A 15,370-nucleotide genomic window follows, 5' to 3' on the forward strand; every position below is an offset into this window, starting at 1 on the left:
GAATCCAGTGTCTTTGCCCCGCAGGGGCTTATTTCCAACGGGCTTCGCCCGTAACGTCACTGGATCCTGCGCTGCACTTCGTGCCCGCAGGAAGACGGGGATTTTTTGCTTAATGCTTAATGCTTACTGCTTAATGCTTATTGCTTATTGCTTACCGCTTTTGGCTTTTTGCTTACCGCTTGCCATTCTTCATTTTTCATTCTTCATTGCACTTTTCACCATCTCCCTCCACTATATAAATAGGCTTTCGGGGTTAAAAAATGGAAACCTCCTTGTTTTCTGTTTTGCCGCTGAAAGCAGTTTTCATACGGTTTTACAGTTACAGGGGTTTCCATTTTCGGTGGCAGGCAGCCTATTTATATAGTAGAGAGGGTTGACGATTTTTCGTCGGGCATGGCTTTTCTGAAACAGCTGTATGACCTGCCGAGGTCTGTTTTTGCGGCTGTTTCTCGGCAGGGAGGCTGAGCCTTTATTCTCTTACGCATTACGTGGTGCGGTTTCCGGTTCTGATAAGCCCGCTGCTTCATAGGCTATGTTAAGGAAATCTTCGGTAACGGCTGCCGGCGGCAGCCGGTTTCCGGCGCAGATACGCGGTCCTCTTTCAGTTTTCCGGTTTCTGTAATACGCCTGCGCAGGCGGACGAATAACAGTTTTTTTGTGTTATCCGTTTATGTTTTTATGTTCAAGATAAGATATGGGGGGTATTATGCTCAGGTATAAGGATAAGGAACTTAGGATTAAGAAGAAGATTCAGACTAAGAAGCGTTCAGGTACAAGAATTAAGAAGAATATAAAGCATAAGCGTCTTATAGAGTTTCAGGTAAAGGGAAGCGAGCCTTTGAAGTTCTGCAGGACGATACAGCTTACAAAGGAGGTTCGGCAGCTTTTGGGACAGAGCGTTAACGCCATAGTGCCAAAGGAAGCAAGGCAGAACGGCAGGGTGCCGTGGCTGTCTCTTTTCAGGCATACGAAGGGCGGGTTTCTTGTTTTGCGCTGTGATCTCGCGGAGCGCGAGGACACGCTGAAGACTGGCGAAGACGGCAATGCTTATTTAGAGCCTGACGATAATTTTGCCAAATAACAGACGTAAATTTTGGCAATTAAAAACGGCGCGGAATTTTATAATTCCGCGCCGTTTTTTGTTGTAAATACTGAAATAGAGCCGTACCCATCTGGGCACAGGCTGGATTCTGCGCTGCTCCTGCCGGAGCCCGCAGAAAGACACAGATTTTAAAGGTTCTAAAGCTTATAGCTAACTAAGTGCGCCATTGACGGGTTTAATTCTTCATTATTCATTCTGCATTATTCATTGTATTGTAATTGTTTCTTTTTGTAATTGTTCTTTATCGTAATTGGTTCTCTTGGTAATTGGTTCTTTCCGTAATTGCTTCTTGGTTTTCCCGCGCCGTTTTTTACCATTTGTTGAAATGCACTCTTGCTTCGTTTATTTCTCCGTGAGGCTCTTTTTCTTCGTCAGGATATCCGATTGCGGCAAGACCGACTACGCGTATTTCAGACGGAACTTCAAGAATTTCGCGCACTTTGTCTTCCCTGTCTTCGCGGGCAAGTATTCCGAGCCAGACAGAACCCAGACCAAGCGATTTTGCGGCGACGAGGATATTTTCCATTGCAGCCGCAGCGTCTTCTTCCCAAAGGACAAGTTCTTCGGCGCCCCGCTTTGTTTCGGAGCAGACCGCTATACAAAGAGGCGCCTGATAGAGCATTTTTCCGTACTGCAGATTGTCGGCAAGCGTATCCAGTATTTTTCTGTCTTCAATAACGACAAAATCCGTTCCGCGCTGATTTTTTGCGGACGGGGCGGCAAAAGCCGCTTCAAGCAGCAGTTTTTTGCTGTCGTCCGAGATTTTTTCCCGCGTGAATTTGCGTATGCTTCTGCGTCCGAGTATTGCTTTTAAGGTTTCGTTCATTGTTCTGCCTCCGTTTTATGCCGGCACGATTACTCTGCCGCTTATTGGTGAAGAAAGCGCTATTGAGGTTGTGGATATGCCGCAGCCGGCAAATTTTGTAACTATGGTTTCAAGTTCGGATACTGATTTGACCACAACCTTGAGCATCACTCCGTCGCTGCCTGTCAGATGATGGCACTCAAGCACCTCCGGAAGCGCACGGGCAATGTCGTCTGCCTGTGCAAGACAGGCCGCAGACGAATTGAGGCGTATGAATGCCATAACCGAGTAACCCACTTTCAAAGGGTCAACAACTGCCCTGTACCCTGTAATTATCCCCGCTTTTTCAAGCTTTCTGACTCTGTCCGCAGCGGCTGGTGAAGAAATTCCCGTCCTGCGCGCAAGTTCGTTGAAAGAAACCCTTGCGTCCTCCTGGAGGATTTTAATGATTTCTCTTCCTTTTTCGTCCAAAAGTCTGCTGCTGTTCAAGTTAAACACCTTCCCTTATTTTTTACTGCTTCCCGTGCATATTTTAACCGAATATTTTAAAAATGGAAAGTATTTTGCGAAATTTATATAAAAAGCAAAGATAAAAAAGCGCCCCGCTTTGCGGGGCACTGATATTCTGCCGTTCAATACTATTTTTTAAGTTCGGCGATGACGTCCTGAGTGATATCTGTTCCGCCGTACATGACAGTAGCCGCAGCGTGTACCATACCAAGCTTTTTCGATTTGGCAACTTTGGCTATTGCTGCGCGGAAATCGTTAAGAACGGGTTCCATAAGTTTGCGTTCTTCCTGCATAAGCTGCTGCTGTGCTTCCTGTGCAAGCTGCTGCTGTTTTGCCGTGTCTTTTTCAGCGCGGATTGCCGCTTCTTTCTGCTGCGCGAGCGCCGCAAGCTGCTGGCGTGCCTGTGCAAATTTCGGGTAGTTCGCAAGAACCGCGTCCGCATTAACAACGCCGTCCGCCGCAAACGCCGCAACAGCACTCAGCACCGTAAAAACCGCCGCAAGAATAAATACTGCTTTTTTCACCGTACAACGCCTCCTTTCAAATGTACAATTTCTGAACACAATTGTATTTTAGACCAACAACACACAAAATGCAATCGGGTAAAATTACTGATTTATTCCCAGTTGTTTAAATCTTTGGCGTTTCCTTCCCCGCCTTCGGCGCCGTCAGAACCGTAGGATATTATGTCAAAATCGCCGTGCTGTCCCGGGCAGATGTATATAAATTCCCTTCCCCACGCGTCCTTCGGCACTTTTTTCATATAGCCGCCCTGTTTGTAGTTCATTGGCTCGGGAGGCAGCGTCGGTGCTTTTACAAGCGCCGCAAGTCCCTGCTCCGTCGCCGGGAAAAATCCGTTGTCAAGCTGAAAGAGCCCGAGCACCTGTTCAAGCTGCGAAATCTGAATTTTTGTCGTTTTGATTTTCGCTTCGTCGCTCTGTCCGATCAGACGGGGACCCACAAGAGCTGAGAGCATACCGATGATAACAACGACGATCATAATTTCGATCAGTGTAAAACCTGCGTGTCTTTTCATACAAATACCTCCGTTTAAAGATAATTACAGATTACTAATTACCAAGTACCAATTACTATAAAATACAATTACCAGAAGAAACAATTACTGATAAAAAACAATTACTATAAAATACAATCCTAATCTCGTCATACCGCAATGCTTCTATGCGGTATCCAGCGTCTTTTTCTTCTAAAACCCAACGGGCTTCGCCCGTAAAGTCACTGGATTCCGCGCCTCCGCGCTGCTTCGCGCGGAATGACGTTTTTTTTGCTTTTAGCTTACCGCTTAATGTTTCTCTTCGTCTTTCTGCGGGCTCCGTCAGGAGCAGGTTTTGCGCAGCCTGCCTGTGCCCAGTATGGGTATGCCCCGCAGGGGTAAATCCAGTGTCTTTTTCGCTTCGCTTCACTCGCGAAAGCCTCCGGATACCGTATTTCTACGGTATGACGGTGATTTTTTGCTTTTAGCTTGCAGTTTTTGGCTTAATGCTTACCGCTTACCGCTTAGTGCTTACCGCTTATAGCTTCCGGCTTTTAGCTTGCAACTTGCAGCTTGCAGCTTATAGCTTTCTTTACATTCACATTCCCGCAAGCGACGACAAGTCGAAAATAGGCAGCAGAACCGCTATGACAACAAAACCAACCAGAACACCCATCACGAGAATTATCATGGGTTCCGCAAGCGTGCTCCAGCGCTCCATTGAATTGCGAGCGTATTCCCAGCAGCTTGCGCCGAGTCTGAGCAGGCTGTTCGGCAAATCTGCGCCTGATTCTCCGACGCGGACAACCGTTACAAGTTCTTCAGGAAAGCTGCCCTCTTTTTCAAGTCCCTGAGAGAAGCGGTAGCCCTGTTTAATCTGTTCCGCTACGCTGTCCAACCGTCCTTTGACAGGGTCAAGAGGCGCAGTGAACTGCAGTGCGCTTACAAGAGGTATGCCTGCTTTTGTCAGCGTTCCTATCTGCGAAAATATCATTGCGAACGCAAGATTGTTTTTTATGTCCTTGAAGAACGGCAGCGATATTTTTTTATCGTGTTTCCAAAACCAGTAGCCTGCAAGAACCGCCCCTGCAAGCAGCGGAAGAACGGCAAGCCTGACCGCGTGCGAGACGGCTATCAGAAGTTTTGTCATAAAAGGCAGTTCTGCTCCGGACTGCACTACAACTTCGGTCAGTTTCGGTACAACGAAGGAGAGCAGAAAAATCACCACGCCTGTTCCGACTAAAAGCATAAGCAGAGGATAGGTCAGCGATGATTTTATTTTCCTGCGCAGCGATATTTCGTTGGCAAGCAGTTCTGAGGCACGTTCAAGCAGCTCCGCAAGCGACGCTGATTTCTCTCCGCTTTCCACCATTCCGACAAGGCTGTCTCTGAACACGCCCAGTTCCTGCATGGACGCGGCAAGCGATTTTCCGCCTTCAACGGATTCGCGCAGTTTAACGTACACAGGTTTGAGAGTTTTGTCGCGGGTCTGTTTCTGAAGCAGTCCGAGTATTTCAGTCAGAGGAAGTCCGCTGCGCATAAAGGAGCAGACTGTTGTGCAGAAAAGCTGCTGTTCGGAAAGCGTAAGCCTGCGTCTCTTTTTGTTAAAAAAAGTTTTTTCCGCGCCGGCTTCTTCTTTAACGGATATTACAATGCTGTTCTGCTGTGCAAGTTCCCTGAGCAGTTCGTTTTCTCCGGAAGCCTCACGGTGGATGACTTTCTTTTCGCCTTTTGCCGTATATATTTCAGCCTTGTAGAAGGGCAACGCCTACGCCTCCCCGACTACGCGGAGCATTTCTTCGGGCGTAGTTTCGCCGTTTCTGACAGCTTCAAGCCCGAGTTCAAACAGCGTGTGGAAGTCCTGCGTGCGGGCAATTCTGCGAAGTTCTCCCGCGTCTGCCCCGCGCGCGATGGCTTCGCGGATTTCAGGAGTAACGTTAAACTGCTCGTACAGTCCGATACGTCCGTAGTAGCCTGTATGCGCGCATTTTTCACAGCCCCGTCCGCGCTTTGCTTTTGCCACTCCGGCTTCCTTAACAATTCCCCACGTGTCGATTTCTTCCGCGCAGTGCGGACATACGCGGCGGACAAGCCGCTGCGCGACTACGCCGAGAAGCGAGCCTGCCGCAAGATACGGCTCAATGCCCATATCCGTCAGACGGGTGACTGCCGAAACGGAGTCGTTTGTATGCAGCGTCGAGAGGACAAGATGCCCCGTAAGCGACGACTGTATTCCTATATGCGCCGTTTCAAAATCGCGCATTTCGCCTATCATGATTATATCGGGGTCCTGACGGAGTATGGAGCGCAGCGTGGAGGCAAAGGTAAGCCCCGCTTTTTCGTTGACCTGCACCTGCCCGACTCCCGGAAGGTCGTATTCTATAGGGTCTTCTACTGTTATTATGTTGACCTCCGGACGCGCGAGTGCCTGCAGTATAGCGTAAAGCGAGGTGCTTTTTCCGCTTCCGGTAGGCCCCGTAAAAAGTATCATTCCGTTCGGACGGCGGATAAGCTTTTCCAGCTCTTCCCTTTCGCGCGGTTTCATTCCCAAATCTTCAAGCGTAAGAAGTCCGCGCGCCTTGTCGAGCAGACGGAGGACAAGCCTTTCGCCGTGCTGTGTGGGCAGCGAACTGACGCGTATGTCAACCATACGCTCTCCCGCGGATATACCTATTCTGCCGTCCTGAGGCACAAAACGCTCCGCTATATCCATGCCTGCCATAACCTTGATACGGCTGGTGAACGGTGCCTGATGTCCTTTTGACAGCGTGTATTTGTCGTGCAGAACGCCGTCCGTGCGGTAGCGCACCACAAGTTTGTCTTCGTAAGGCTCTGCGTGTATGTCGGTAGCGCGTTCCTTAAGCGCTTCCATCAAAATTCCGTTCACAAGACGCACGACAGGCGCGTCAACGGCATCGCTCATAACCTCCTGACGGGCAAGGGCGGAAAGGTCTTCAACTTCTTCAATTTCGTTCAGAGTGGAGTCCGCCACACCGCTTTTAAGGTCATACAGAGCCTCCGTAAGCTTCTGCAGTTCCTCTTCGGAAACGTACTCCGTTTTCAGCGAGCAGCCGGCGGCGGAAGCAAAAATCTGCGCCGGAACGACAGCGGACACGTTTGCAAGGGCAGCCGTCAGCTGTCCTCCGTTTTTTTCAAGCGGCAGGAAGCCTCCGTCGCGGAGGGCGTCAAGACTTACGCCGTCCGGTATCAGTTCAAGTATTTTTTCGGCCTGAACGTTTTTGCCCATTCGCTATTCTTCCGTTCCCTCGGAGCTCTGTTCTTTCTTTTTCTTCTCTTTTTCTGCTTTGGCAGCCTTTTCTTCTTCCGTCAGAGGGTTAAGCAGCGGCGTTTCAACCTCGCGTTTTGACGTTGCTTTTTCAAAGTCTTTGCTGTTTTTCCTGAGCTGCTCAAATTCAGCAGGGCTCAGGCTGTTTCTGCGATTGACAACGTTGTCCGTGACGCGCGTCGCGTCATCGGGCGACTGGAGAATTTCAGGCGTCAGGAAGACCATAAGGTCAATTTTCTCGCGTTCCTTGTCGCTGCTTCTGAAAAGATGTCCTATAAGCGGAATGTACGAGAAGAACGGCACCCTGCTGCGCATTACCTTTTCAGTTTCCTTTATCATGCCGCCGAGAACTATTGTCTGTCCGTTTGCGGCAAGAACGTTCGTTTTAATTTCGCGCTTTGAAGTAATCGGCGTATTCGAAGCCGTTGTAGTCAGCAGTTCTTCCGTGCTCTGCTGAATGTCAAGCGCAACGAGGTCTCCGCTGCGGATATGGGGCGTAAGCGTCAGGATAAGACCTACGTCCTTGTAATCGTAGCTGTTCGTGACGGAAGTGGTGTTTGTTTTATCCGTAAGGCTTCCCTTGAGCTGCGGAATGACCTGACCGACCTGCAGATGGCTTTCAAGGTTGTCCGTACACATAATCTGCGGCATGGAAAGTACGTTTATCGCGTCATATTTGTTCAGCAGCTTGACATAGGCATACACAAGACCGGCGCCGTCTGTATTTGTGGTCGTGTAGCCGTTGCCCCTGTCGTCAGTTTTGTATTCTTCCCTTGTCACCATTTTTTCGTAAAGCGACATAACCTCGTTAGGAACAGAGGTATTTCCAATCTGAACGTTGGCTGCGCCCACAACGTCGCCCATCATTTTTCCGCCCCATGCAGCCCAGTCAATGCCTGCGCCTTTAAGCTTGGTGAGGTTGACTTCGGCGATAAGACCGCGCAGAAGCACCTGACGGGGACGCACGTCAAGCTCTTTCAGAACCGATTTGAGAGAGTCAAATTCTTCCTGTGAAGCGGTAAAGACAAGGGTGTTCGTGGGGAGATCGGGAACAACCGTTGCCCTTCCCGACGCGGAAGCGGCGGAATCTCCGCTTGCCGCTTTTGCGGAAGCCAGTCCTGAGAGCACCTTTGTCAACTGTTCGGCGACAGTCTTCGCGTCAGCGTTCTGCAGCTTGTACACATGATAATTCTGCGCACGGGAGGGAACGTCAAGCTGTTTCAGCACACGTGCCGTTTCGCGCTGCGCCTGGGCGCCGCCGATTACCGACAGCTGTTTCGTGCGCGGATCCCCGACAGCCACTATGCCTGCGAGCTTTGACGTCATATCCTTGCCCATTGCGTTAAAAATTGTTTCCAGCGATTTCGCTCCGGCGTGCTTCAGCTGATATACCTTTATACTGCGGACGGAGTCCTGATTGTCTATCGTGCGGATTATCTTCGCGGCCTTGTTCAGCAGCGTCTGCTTGCCGGTTAAAACAACCGACGCCCCGCTTCCTGCCGAGGAAGCGTTGAGACCGGGCAGGGAGGCTTTGAGAGGCGCTATGACAAAATCCGCCTTGACGTATTTCAAGGGCACGACCTGGACGGCAACGGCTTCCCCCGGCTCTACGCTGTAATCGCCCGAATAAACCTCGCTGCTCGTGCTGGGACCCGCGCTGAGAGGCACCACCTTTGCAAAACCGCCCATATCCTGAATGGCAAGATTATTCATTTCAAGCACGGAAAGCATGACCTGCCGTGCTTCCTTAAGCGGGATTTCCTTGGGCGAAACAACGGACACCTTGCCGGAAACAGCAGGGTCAACAACTATGTTTTCCCCGAGAACTTCCGACATGAAATGAATGAATTTGGAGATTTCAAGCTCCGTAAAATTCATCTGTACCTTGCCCGTTTTGCGCATCTCTTTCGCCGCTGTGACAAGATTTTCTTCATTCTGGTCGGCAGCCGGCGCCGGAAGAATACAAACTCCGGCAATCAGCAAAACTGCAAGCAGAACGGCAACAATTTTTTTCATACAGACATCTCCCCGTTATCCGCCGTTTGAAGGCAGAACAATTTTTATTTTTTTGTTCGTTATTTTGTTTTCAAGCTCAAGCTCGCGCCAGCTGAAATTCGCGTCAGGCTTAAGCTCTGTTGTTTTCCTGTTAAAATCAAGTTTCCCGAAATCTTCGGTAAAAAATTCCTTCGTCTTCTGTTCAGTTTTCCAGCTAAGGTTGTCTTCGCTGCCGTTTTCGCTGACTTCTCCGGTCATAACCTTCGCCCTCAGTTTTTCCGCCGCAAGCAGAAAATCTTCCTGCTCCTTAGCCGCACGCAGTCCGTTCTGCGCCATGACAACCAGTTTCAAAGAGGCTGTCGCCGTCAGAGAAAGCACCGCTACTGCCAGCATTACCTCAATCAGGCTAAAGCCGTGTGATTTTCCGTCAGCCATCAGTTCACGTCATATTTCAGGTTAAGCGTTGAGCCGCCCCGCTGTACGGCAACGTCAAAACGCGAGCCTGACATAAGCGAATTTATTGCGTTTGAAAGGTCTCCGAGATTTGAAATGTTCACCCCGTTGACCGCCTTTATAACGTCGCCCTCGGCAACGCCCGCCATTCCCAGCACGCTGTCGGAAGCAATTCTCTCAATCTTCATTCCGCCGCCGTCGGCAGGCGTCATCTTCATCTTGCCCACCTCGTCGTACGGATTGAGCAGCAGTTTGTCAAGAACCTCGCGCGGCATATAGCCGTCTTTGTCTTTATCAGCCTTGCGCACCGCCGAAAAATCAATTTTGCCTTCGCCCTGCTGTTTGCGGCTGACGGAAGCAGGCTGTCCGCTGCCGCCTACAAGCGAGATGTACAGGGCGCAGCTTTCCCCGTTATGCGAAAGCAGCACCTTGCCGTAGCTTACGTCTTCAAGTGTCCAGCCGCCTATTTCCTGATGCACTAAAATCAGCCTTGTTTCGCCGCCGTCGGAAATCCATGCGCCGACACGGGGAAGTGTGCCCTTAAGCACAAAGTTTTCAGCCGCGGACGCGGAATCTTCCTGCGGAGTGCGCAGCACGGAACCGAACATATTGCTCTTTGAAAGGCTGCCCCCGCCTGAAACCGCGGACGCAGAGACAGTTGACCTGCGGTTCGCGACGGAATTTGCAAGCTCAAGTTTTGCAGAAAGCGTCATCCTCTGCACTGCCGAAGCGGCAAGCAGGACAAAACAGTATGCCGCAAACAGCGAAAGCACAAGGAGAACCGCTGCATACAGCCGTTTCTCCGTTTTGTTTTTATTGTCCGAAGGCTTGGCGCCGCCGAATTTGGGAAGCACGGACTTAAAATTCATCGCACCAGCCTCCAGCTTCCGGGAGCCGTTTTTTCAAGTCCCCTGACCATGCCTTTGCTCAGCATTTCAAAAGCGTTTTCAACGTCCGAAGGCACCTTCATCGCAAGCTGCGCACGGCGGATTTCACCGCTGCCGCGCGAAACCTCGACAAAACCTTCTGCGGAAAATTCGCCGCTTATTTTAATTTCATGCACGCCGATGGTATCTTTATCGGCTGAAATATTCATCGTTCCGCTGTTCCACGCAAGCTGCTGCTTTGTAACAAGCGTGACAGAACCGCTGCCGAGCTCAACCGAGGCGGACGGCTTGCCGCAGAGCGTTTTGAAAATGTCCGGATTAACCGCTATTCTGCCGCTTTTGAACTGCACAAGAGGGAAATCGGCAAGCACGCGGCTGCAAACGAACGTTTTGTCAAACAATCCTTCTGCCGGAGCATTCTGAGCAGAAACGTACACGCCGTTGTTCGCCGCAATTTGGAAAATTTTCGTCACAGCGAAAGACTGAACCGCGTTCCACGGGAAAAACAGAACACAGCCGAGCAGGAAAGCAGGGAGGCATATCAGAAGCATTTTTATTTTCTTCACCGTTCCGCGCCCCCTACCGAAAGTTTAATGAAAAGCAGCCGCTCGCCGTTGGAATTCGCCGCACGAATCTCCGCGGAAGAAATCTGCATACCCTTTGCCGACAGCATCGAGACAAGCTTTTCGAGCTCGTCCGGATACACTCTGTCGGCACGCACAAGCGTCTCTCCGCCGTTTGAATTAAACTGCGATACCCTGTCCGAAAGTCCGGCGGCATTTATAACGTCGGTAAGCGACGTCAGGCTTGCGTCAGCGGCAGACGAACTGTCTGAAACGCTGTAAGCCTTAAGCTGCGTTGCGGCGTTCAAAACGCTGCCTGCGTCGTCAAGCAGGGCTTTGTTTCTGTTAAATTGCGCGAGAGCGGCAAGAAACACAAGCAGGGCAAGCAGCCACAAAACAGCCGCAAGCAGAATTTTCTTTGCAAGTCTCTCGGTTTCACCGCTTCCGGAGAAGAAATTTATGCCCGTCATTTCTTCTTTCCCTCCGTCAGAGAAATCGCAAAACGCATACCGTCTTTCTGCGTCTTCTGAACGCTGTCGGTAACGGCGTCAAAGCCTTTCTCCGCAAGTGCCTTTCTGAAAGCGTCAATAACCGCGGTATCGGAGGCCTTGCCCGAAAGCTGCATTACGTTAGGAGAATAGCGCAGTTCGTCAAGAACAGGTCTTGCCGAAAGCGTTTCCCATGCTGCCGCGATACGGTCAGTATACGTGCTGAACGACGCTTCCGCGGATTCGGAATTGACAGAGCGCAGTTTCTGCATAACCGACGCAAGGGGGCTTGCGCTTGATTCCCCAAGCACGGTTCTGTAAATCTCAGCCGGAGCAGACGCGAAATTTTTTCTGCCGGCAAAATTAACTCCAAGCAAAAGCAGCGCAGCAACGAGGAAAACCGCCGCAGAAAATATCGCGATATCGGTATATTCTTCAAGCTTCGCAGCCAGACGCTCGCTCTCTCCGCCCGCTGAAGCGGTCGAAGAAGACAAATTAAGCGCGAAAGCCCCCTTGCAGACTGCAAGCGCCGAGTCCCCTGTCTGCTGAAGAAGCTTTTCTTCGTCAGGTTCAACCGTGCATATCTTCAAATCCCTGTCAGGGAAAACTTTTTTACCGTATTCAAGCAGCTGAGAGCCAAGTTCCTCCGCAGAGCCGTCCTCAGCGGACAGCCAGCGGTAAAACTGTGCCTCGCCGCCGGCAAAAAGCATTCCGCAGCTGCAGTCTTCATAACTGCACACAACAATACCGTCGCCGTTCACACGGCCGGCGAAAAGATACGGGGCAGGCCACAGCACGCAGTCTCCGAAACGTTTTTCAAGCTCTTCCGTCTCTTCTTTGGAAACAAACCACGCCGCGCCCGAAGTCTCGTTCGCTTTCTGAACGGTAACCTGAGGAACAATGCTCAGACTGTTCTCCCCTGCGCCGAGAAGCGGGCGGAAACGCAGTTCAAGCGCGTCTCTTACGGAAACCTTGCGTCCGAACGGGAAAGAAAAACGGCTGACGGAAAGCGTGCGCAGAGGAACGGAAATTACCTTCCGCTCCCCGGGAAGGACTGCCGTTTTATCACCGGCGTGAACAAAGCGCAGTCTGGCACGCCCGGGCAGCCTGACAGGACGCAGCATATCCGCAACGTCGCTGAAACTGTACTGCCTTGTAAGAGCATCCTTTAAAGACATTCTATTCCTCCCAGCGGAGCAGGCCTGAACCTTCCCCGCGCTGTACGACCGCCCTGTAATTTCTTGAACGCGCACCCTCGATAACCTTAATCGTCAGCTCAAACTGACTGCTTTCCGTTGCCAGTACGTTTGAAAGCCTTGTCAAAGCCGCTGCGGAAAAACCCGGATAATTTTTCAGATCCGAAATCTTCTCAACCGGCGCGGTTTCCCGCGCGGAGGCAAACGACACAGCAGATTCATAGCTTATGCCCGAATCAAGCACGGCAAGCGTTTCGGCACTTGCCGAATTAACGTTTATTTTATCACTTCCAAGCGCAGAAATAAACTGCGCAAGGTATTTTTTGTTCTTATTTTTTTTGTTTTTGGCGCCGTAAAGAAGCTTGTCGTCAACACCGTCAAGCAGCTTCAGCTCTGACAGGTCATACAGCGGCCTGTTGAGATAATTCCGCTTTTCCTCGCTTCCCATTCTCTGCTCCAAATCGGTATCCATAAAATCAAGCGCCGGCTGCGCAAGATCAGGCTTGCCAACCTCAGCCCAAATATCCTTCCATGGTTGTTCATATTCCGTGCGAACAGTATTTCCGTCAGGAAGAAAAATTCCGCGCGTTGAAATCCTGTCATCAAGCGGCCGTATCTTAATCTCAATTTTAAAACTGCCGAGTTCCATGACAATTCCGCCGTCCGGAGCATACAGCCTTTCGCTGGAGCTGTCATATCCGTTGTTATCCTCGCTGATTTTCCGCGACGCATAGGTACACGCTTCCCTCGCCGCGCAGCGGGAACGGAAAGCAAAATCCTCCGTTGAAGCGCGAAGCAGCTGCACGCGGACAAACCAGGCGAAAGCAACCGCCGAAGTCAGCAGCAGCGTAACCGCAAACAACACGGACAGCAGGACAAAACCTCTATCTTTCTTCATTCTTCCGCGCATTTTTTCTCTCATTTTTATTATCCGTCTCCGCCGTTTCATCTTTCGCAGCGGTTTCCTGCGTACCGTTTCCGGCGCTGCCTGACACACCGCCTCCGAAATACTCCTCGTACTCCGTCACGGCATCGCCGCGTTTCAGTTCAATTTTCACAGCCTCAGGCAGCTGTCCGGAATAATCCTCGTTCCACTCAGAACCCTGCAGCGCGTATATCTTCATACCCGTCACGGAAGGGATAATATTTTTTCCCGTTTCAGGCTTAAGCTTTTCAATATCAACGTTTGACGGCTTTCTGTCCGCCGCGCCTTCAAGCAGCAGATTTTCATCAAGAGGCAGCGCAAGCTCCCAGCGGTAAAGCCCGCTCTTGATTTTTTTGAGACTGTCCTCCTTAAACACACGATAGACGCAAAGCGCGGCAGGGCTGCCCTTTTTCAGCGGACGGAGCGAAAAAACGGCAAGCCTGTCGTCGTCTTCAATCGAAAGCCCCGAAGCTCTCTCAATTCTCACCGGCGTTTCCCCGTCGCGCACAACTGTACGCAGTTCCGCGAAAATGCCGAGAATCGTCTGACGCTCCTTGTTGTACGCAATACGGCTCTTCTGGGCATCGTCAAGCGACTTCACCGTAAAAACAAGCGGAGCCAGAGCCGCCGCGGAAATAATTCCGAAAATTGCGACTGCAATCATTATTTCAATCAGTGTGAACGCTCGTCTTTTCAAAAAAAACACAACTCCAAAAAATTAAATTACCAATTACCAACAAAAAAACTTTAAGGGCGCACTTAGCACTTAGTTAGCTATAAGCTATAAGCGTTAAGCTTTAGAACCTTTAAGGCTTACTGCTTCTCTTCGTCTTTCTGCGGGCTCCGTCAGGAAGACGGGGATTTTGTTGTCTCTTAAAGGTTTTAGCCAACCGCTAACAGCCGTCAGCAACGCGGCAAGCGCCTTTAGTTCTTCGTTCTGCGTTGCTTTTATACTCTCGCTAACGCTCGGTATTCCCTGCGGTCATCTGCTTACCGCTTATAGCTTGCAGCTTATGGCTTAAAATCTACAGCGGAAAGAACCATATCGCCCATACGTTGCCGAGAAAATGAAAAATCATCGGCGGCAGAACGTTGCCGTATTTCTCGCGAAGAAAACTCATCACAAGCCCCGGAAAAAACGTCGCAAGCAGCCAAAAATTCCTGAACACCACAAGGTGCGACGCCGCAAACAGAACATTCGTCAAAATTGCCGCAACAAAAATCCCCGTGCGGCGTTTCAGTAAAGTCTGAACCCAGCCGCGGAAAAAAGTCTCCTCAATAACGGCGGCAGCCACACCGGCACCGAGCATATCAAAAACAGTCTTCGCGTCCCTGCGAAAAAGCACGCCGGCGCCCGGCCAGCACAAAGCAGCAGGCGTCAGCAGCAAAAGGATACCGGCGCTCGCAAGCAAAGTAAATTTAAGCGACTGTCTGTCCGCATGCCACTCAAGACCGTACTCTGCCGTATTCTCACTGCGAAAACGGCACCACACGTACGGAAAATAAAGCATAGCCGCGCCGACTGCCAAAGAACAAAAATTTTTCATAGCGCTATTATACAGCCAAAACGCCGCAAATAAAAAAACTCCGGAAAAATCCGGAGTTTTTTCGGTAATTTTTGTGCGATTTTTGCCTTACTTTCCAAACTCATACCACGCGCCGAGGTTCGCGCCTATGCTGTCGCGTTTGCCCGTGTAGCCCGTCAGTCCGAGTTCCACTTTCCAGGGGCTGTTCGCTTTGTGGTATTTAATGCCGAGTTCCGCTACCCCGCTTCCGCCTTTGAAGTCAGGTTCAAGCAGGCTGTATTCTCCCATGTGTCCTTTGGCAACTCCGTCAAATTCGTATTCATAGGCAAGTCCGCCGAAGAATTTCACGCCGTTTTCGTTTTCTTTGCCGTTGTAACGGAAGCCCGCGCGAAGTCTGTGAGAGTTTATCGCGTCAAGGTCAAACTGTTCCCCGTCTATTACCGGACTGTCGCTGTTCTGTCTGTTCCAGAGGTATTTGACGTAGGTATCTATGTTTGACTCATTTTTGAGCGCCCATTTGTAGCCAAGTCCAAGATGTGCTCCGAGATATGCTTCGCTTGTGTCAAAGCGGGTGCTTTCTCCGGGGTTGAATGTTTCGCTGTTGTAGTCGCTGTTGATATGTCCCGCTCTGAAACTTGCT

At 50.6% G+C, this 15,370-nt stretch carries 19 protein-coding genes; 2 read left to right on the top strand and 17 right to left on the bottom strand.

The window, feature by feature from the left end:
- On the top strand, positions 1 to 364 hold a 364-nt coding region (locus tag KBS54_02310), incomplete at its 5' end, for a hypothetical protein (protein ID MBQ0054963.1).
- 342 nt (positions 365 to 706) lie between these two features.
- Positions 707 to 1,081 carry a hypothetical protein gene (locus KBS54_02315; GenBank protein MBQ0054964.1) on the top strand — a complete coding sequence of 125 codons (375 nt, stop codon included), beginning with the start codon at positions 707 to 709 and terminating at the stop codon, positions 1,079 to 1,081.
- A gap of 331 nt (positions 1,082 to 1,412) precedes the next feature.
- On the opposite strand, the gene KBS54_02320 is transcribed toward KBS54_02315, so the two are convergent.
- The 17 genes from KBS54_02320 to KBS54_02400 all read right to left on the bottom strand — a co-directional run.
- Complete coding sequence (locus KBS54_02320) at positions 1,413 to 1,928, bottom strand: nitroreductase family protein (GenBank protein MBQ0054965.1); 516 nt, start codon at positions 1,926 to 1,928, stop codon at positions 1,413 to 1,415.
- 15 nt (positions 1,929 to 1,943) lie between these two features.
- Positions 1,944 to 2,396: an Lrp/AsnC family transcriptional regulator gene (locus tag KBS54_02325; GenBank protein MBQ0054966.1), complete on the bottom strand. Its 453-nt coding sequence runs from the start codon at positions 2,394 to 2,396 to the stop codon at positions 1,944 to 1,946.
- Between the two features lie 149 nt (positions 2,397 to 2,545).
- On the bottom strand, positions 2,546 to 2,941 hold the full coding sequence (locus tag KBS54_02330; protein MBQ0054967.1) for an OmpH family outer membrane protein: 396 nt from the start codon (positions 2,939 to 2,941) through the stop codon (positions 2,546 to 2,548).
- A 92-nt stretch (positions 2,942 to 3,033) separates the two neighbouring features.
- Positions 3,034 to 3,453: a type II secretion system major pseudopilin GspG gene (gene gspG / locus KBS54_02335; protein MBQ0054968.1), complete on the bottom strand. Its 420-nt coding sequence runs from the start codon at positions 3,451 to 3,453 to the stop codon at positions 3,034 to 3,036.
- 55 nt (positions 3,454 to 3,508) lie between these two features.
- Positions 3,509 to 3,841 carry a hypothetical protein gene (locus KBS54_02340; GenBank protein MBQ0054969.1) on the bottom strand — a complete coding sequence of 111 codons (333 nt, stop codon included), beginning with the start codon at positions 3,839 to 3,841 and terminating at the stop codon, positions 3,509 to 3,511.
- Between the two features lie 168 nt (positions 3,842 to 4,009).
- Complete coding sequence (locus KBS54_02345; GenBank protein ID MBQ0054970.1) at positions 4,010 to 4,951, bottom strand: type II secretion system F family protein; 942 nt, start codon at positions 4,949 to 4,951, stop codon at positions 4,010 to 4,012.
- 228 nt (positions 4,952 to 5,179) lie between these two features.
- On the bottom strand, positions 5,180 to 6,658 hold the full coding sequence (gene tadA / locus KBS54_02350; protein MBQ0054971.1) for a Flp pilus assembly complex ATPase component TadA: 1,479 nt from the start codon (positions 6,656 to 6,658) through the stop codon (positions 5,180 to 5,182).
- Between the two features lie 3 nt (positions 6,659 to 6,661).
- Positions 6,662 to 8,713, bottom strand: a complete 2,052-nt coding sequence (gene gspD / locus KBS54_02355) for a type II secretion system secretin GspD (protein MBQ0054972.1) — start codon at positions 8,711 to 8,713, stop codon at positions 6,662 to 6,664.
- Positions 8,714 to 8,728: 15 nt separating this feature from the next.
- On the bottom strand, positions 8,729 to 9,127 hold the full coding sequence (locus KBS54_02360; GenBank protein MBQ0054973.1) for a prepilin-type N-terminal cleavage/methylation domain-containing protein: 399 nt from the start codon (positions 9,125 to 9,127) through the stop codon (positions 8,729 to 8,731).
- Positions 9,127 to 10,014, bottom strand: a complete 888-nt coding sequence (locus KBS54_02365) for a PDZ domain-containing protein (protein ID MBQ0054974.1) — start codon at positions 10,012 to 10,014, stop codon at positions 9,127 to 9,129. The genes KBS54_02360 and KBS54_02365 overlap by 1 nt, the downstream gene beginning before the upstream one ends.
- Positions 10,011 to 10,598, bottom strand: a complete 588-nt coding sequence (locus KBS54_02370) for a hypothetical protein (protein ID MBQ0054975.1) — start codon at positions 10,596 to 10,598, stop codon at positions 10,011 to 10,013. The genes KBS54_02365 and KBS54_02370 overlap by 4 nt, the downstream gene beginning before the upstream one ends.
- The gene (locus tag KBS54_02375) at positions 10,595 to 11,065 is read right to left on the bottom strand and encodes a hypothetical protein (GenBank protein ID MBQ0054976.1); all 471 of its coding nucleotides are present in this window, start codon (positions 11,063 to 11,065) and stop codon (positions 10,595 to 10,597) included. Before KBS54_02375 ends, KBS54_02370 begins: the two co-directional genes overlap by 4 nt.
- Entirely contained in the window at positions 11,062 to 12,261 is a 1,200-nt protein-coding gene (locus tag KBS54_02380) for a hypothetical protein (GenBank protein MBQ0054977.1), read from the bottom strand. Before KBS54_02380 ends, KBS54_02375 begins: the two co-directional genes overlap by 4 nt.
- A 1-nt stretch (position 12,262) precedes the next feature.
- On the bottom strand, positions 12,263 to 13,177 hold the full coding sequence (locus tag KBS54_02385; protein MBQ0054978.1) for a general secretion pathway protein GspK: 915 nt from the start codon (positions 13,175 to 13,177) through the stop codon (positions 12,263 to 12,265).
- Entirely contained in the window at positions 13,164 to 13,901 is a 738-nt protein-coding gene (locus KBS54_02390) for a prepilin-type N-terminal cleavage/methylation domain-containing protein (GenBank protein MBQ0054979.1), read from the bottom strand. The genes KBS54_02385 and KBS54_02390 overlap by 14 nt, the downstream gene beginning before the upstream one ends.
- 328 nt (positions 13,902 to 14,229) lie before the next feature.
- Positions 14,230 to 14,751 (bottom strand): CPBP family intramembrane metalloprotease, encoded by a 522-nt coding sequence (locus KBS54_02395; GenBank protein ID MBQ0054980.1) that lies wholly within the window; start codon positions 14,749 to 14,751, stop codon positions 14,230 to 14,232.
- Positions 14,752 to 14,838: 87 nt separating this feature from the next.
- On the bottom strand, positions 14,839 to 15,370 hold a 532-nt coding region (locus tag KBS54_02400; GenBank protein MBQ0054981.1), incomplete at its 5' end, for an autotransporter domain-containing protein.

Origin of the sequence: Candidatus Equadaptatus faecalis, assembly GCA_018065065.1 — a bacterium.
In the GTDB taxonomy this organism is placed as follows: Bacteria; Synergistota; Synergistia; order Synergistales; family Synergistaceae; genus Equadaptatus; species Equadaptatus faecalis.

Bases quoted from the DNA above. Each gene is read 5' to 3' on its own strand.
- KBS54_02315 (MBQ0054964.1), top strand. From the start codon at position 707: ATGCTCAGGTATAAGGATAAGGAACTTAGGATTAAGAAGAAGATTCAG.
- KBS54_02320 (MBQ0054965.1), bottom strand. From the start codon at position 1,928: ATGAACGAAACCTTAAAAGCAATACTCGGACGCAGAAGCATACGCAAA.
- gspG (MBQ0054968.1), bottom strand. From the start codon at position 3,453: ATGAAAAGACACGCAGGTTTTACACTGATCGAAATTATGATCGTCGTT.
- KBS54_02345 (MBQ0054970.1), bottom strand. From the start codon at position 4,951: ATGCGCAGCGGACTTCCTCTGACTGAAATACTCGGACTGCTTCAGAAA.
- tadA (MBQ0054971.1), bottom strand. From the start codon at position 6,658: ATGGGCAAAAACGTTCAGGCCGAAAAAATACTTGAACTGATACCGGAC.
- gspD (MBQ0054972.1), bottom strand. From the start codon at position 8,713: ATGAAAAAAATTGTTGCCGTTCTGCTTGCAGTTTTGCTGATTGCCGGA.
- KBS54_02360 (MBQ0054973.1), bottom strand. From the start codon at position 9,127: ATGGCTGACGGAAAATCACACGGCTTTAGCCTGATTGAGGTAATGCTG.
- KBS54_02365 (MBQ0054974.1), bottom strand. From the start codon at position 10,014: ATGAATTTTAAGTCCGTGCTTCCCAAATTCGGCGGCGCCAAGCCTTCG.
- KBS54_02375 (MBQ0054976.1), bottom strand. From the start codon at position 11,065: ATGACGGGCATAAATTTCTTCTCCGGAAGCGGTGAAACCGAGAGACTT.
- KBS54_02380 (MBQ0054977.1), bottom strand. From the start codon at position 12,261: ATGTCTTTAAAGGATGCTCTTACAAGGCAGTACAGTTTCAGCGACGTT.
- KBS54_02385 (MBQ0054978.1), bottom strand. From the start codon at position 13,177: ATGAAGAAAGATAGAGGTTTTGTCCTGCTGTCCGTGTTGTTTGCGGTT.
- KBS54_02395 (MBQ0054980.1), bottom strand. From the start codon at position 14,751: ATGAAAAATTTTTGTTCTTTGGCAGTCGGCGCGGCTATGCTTTATTTT.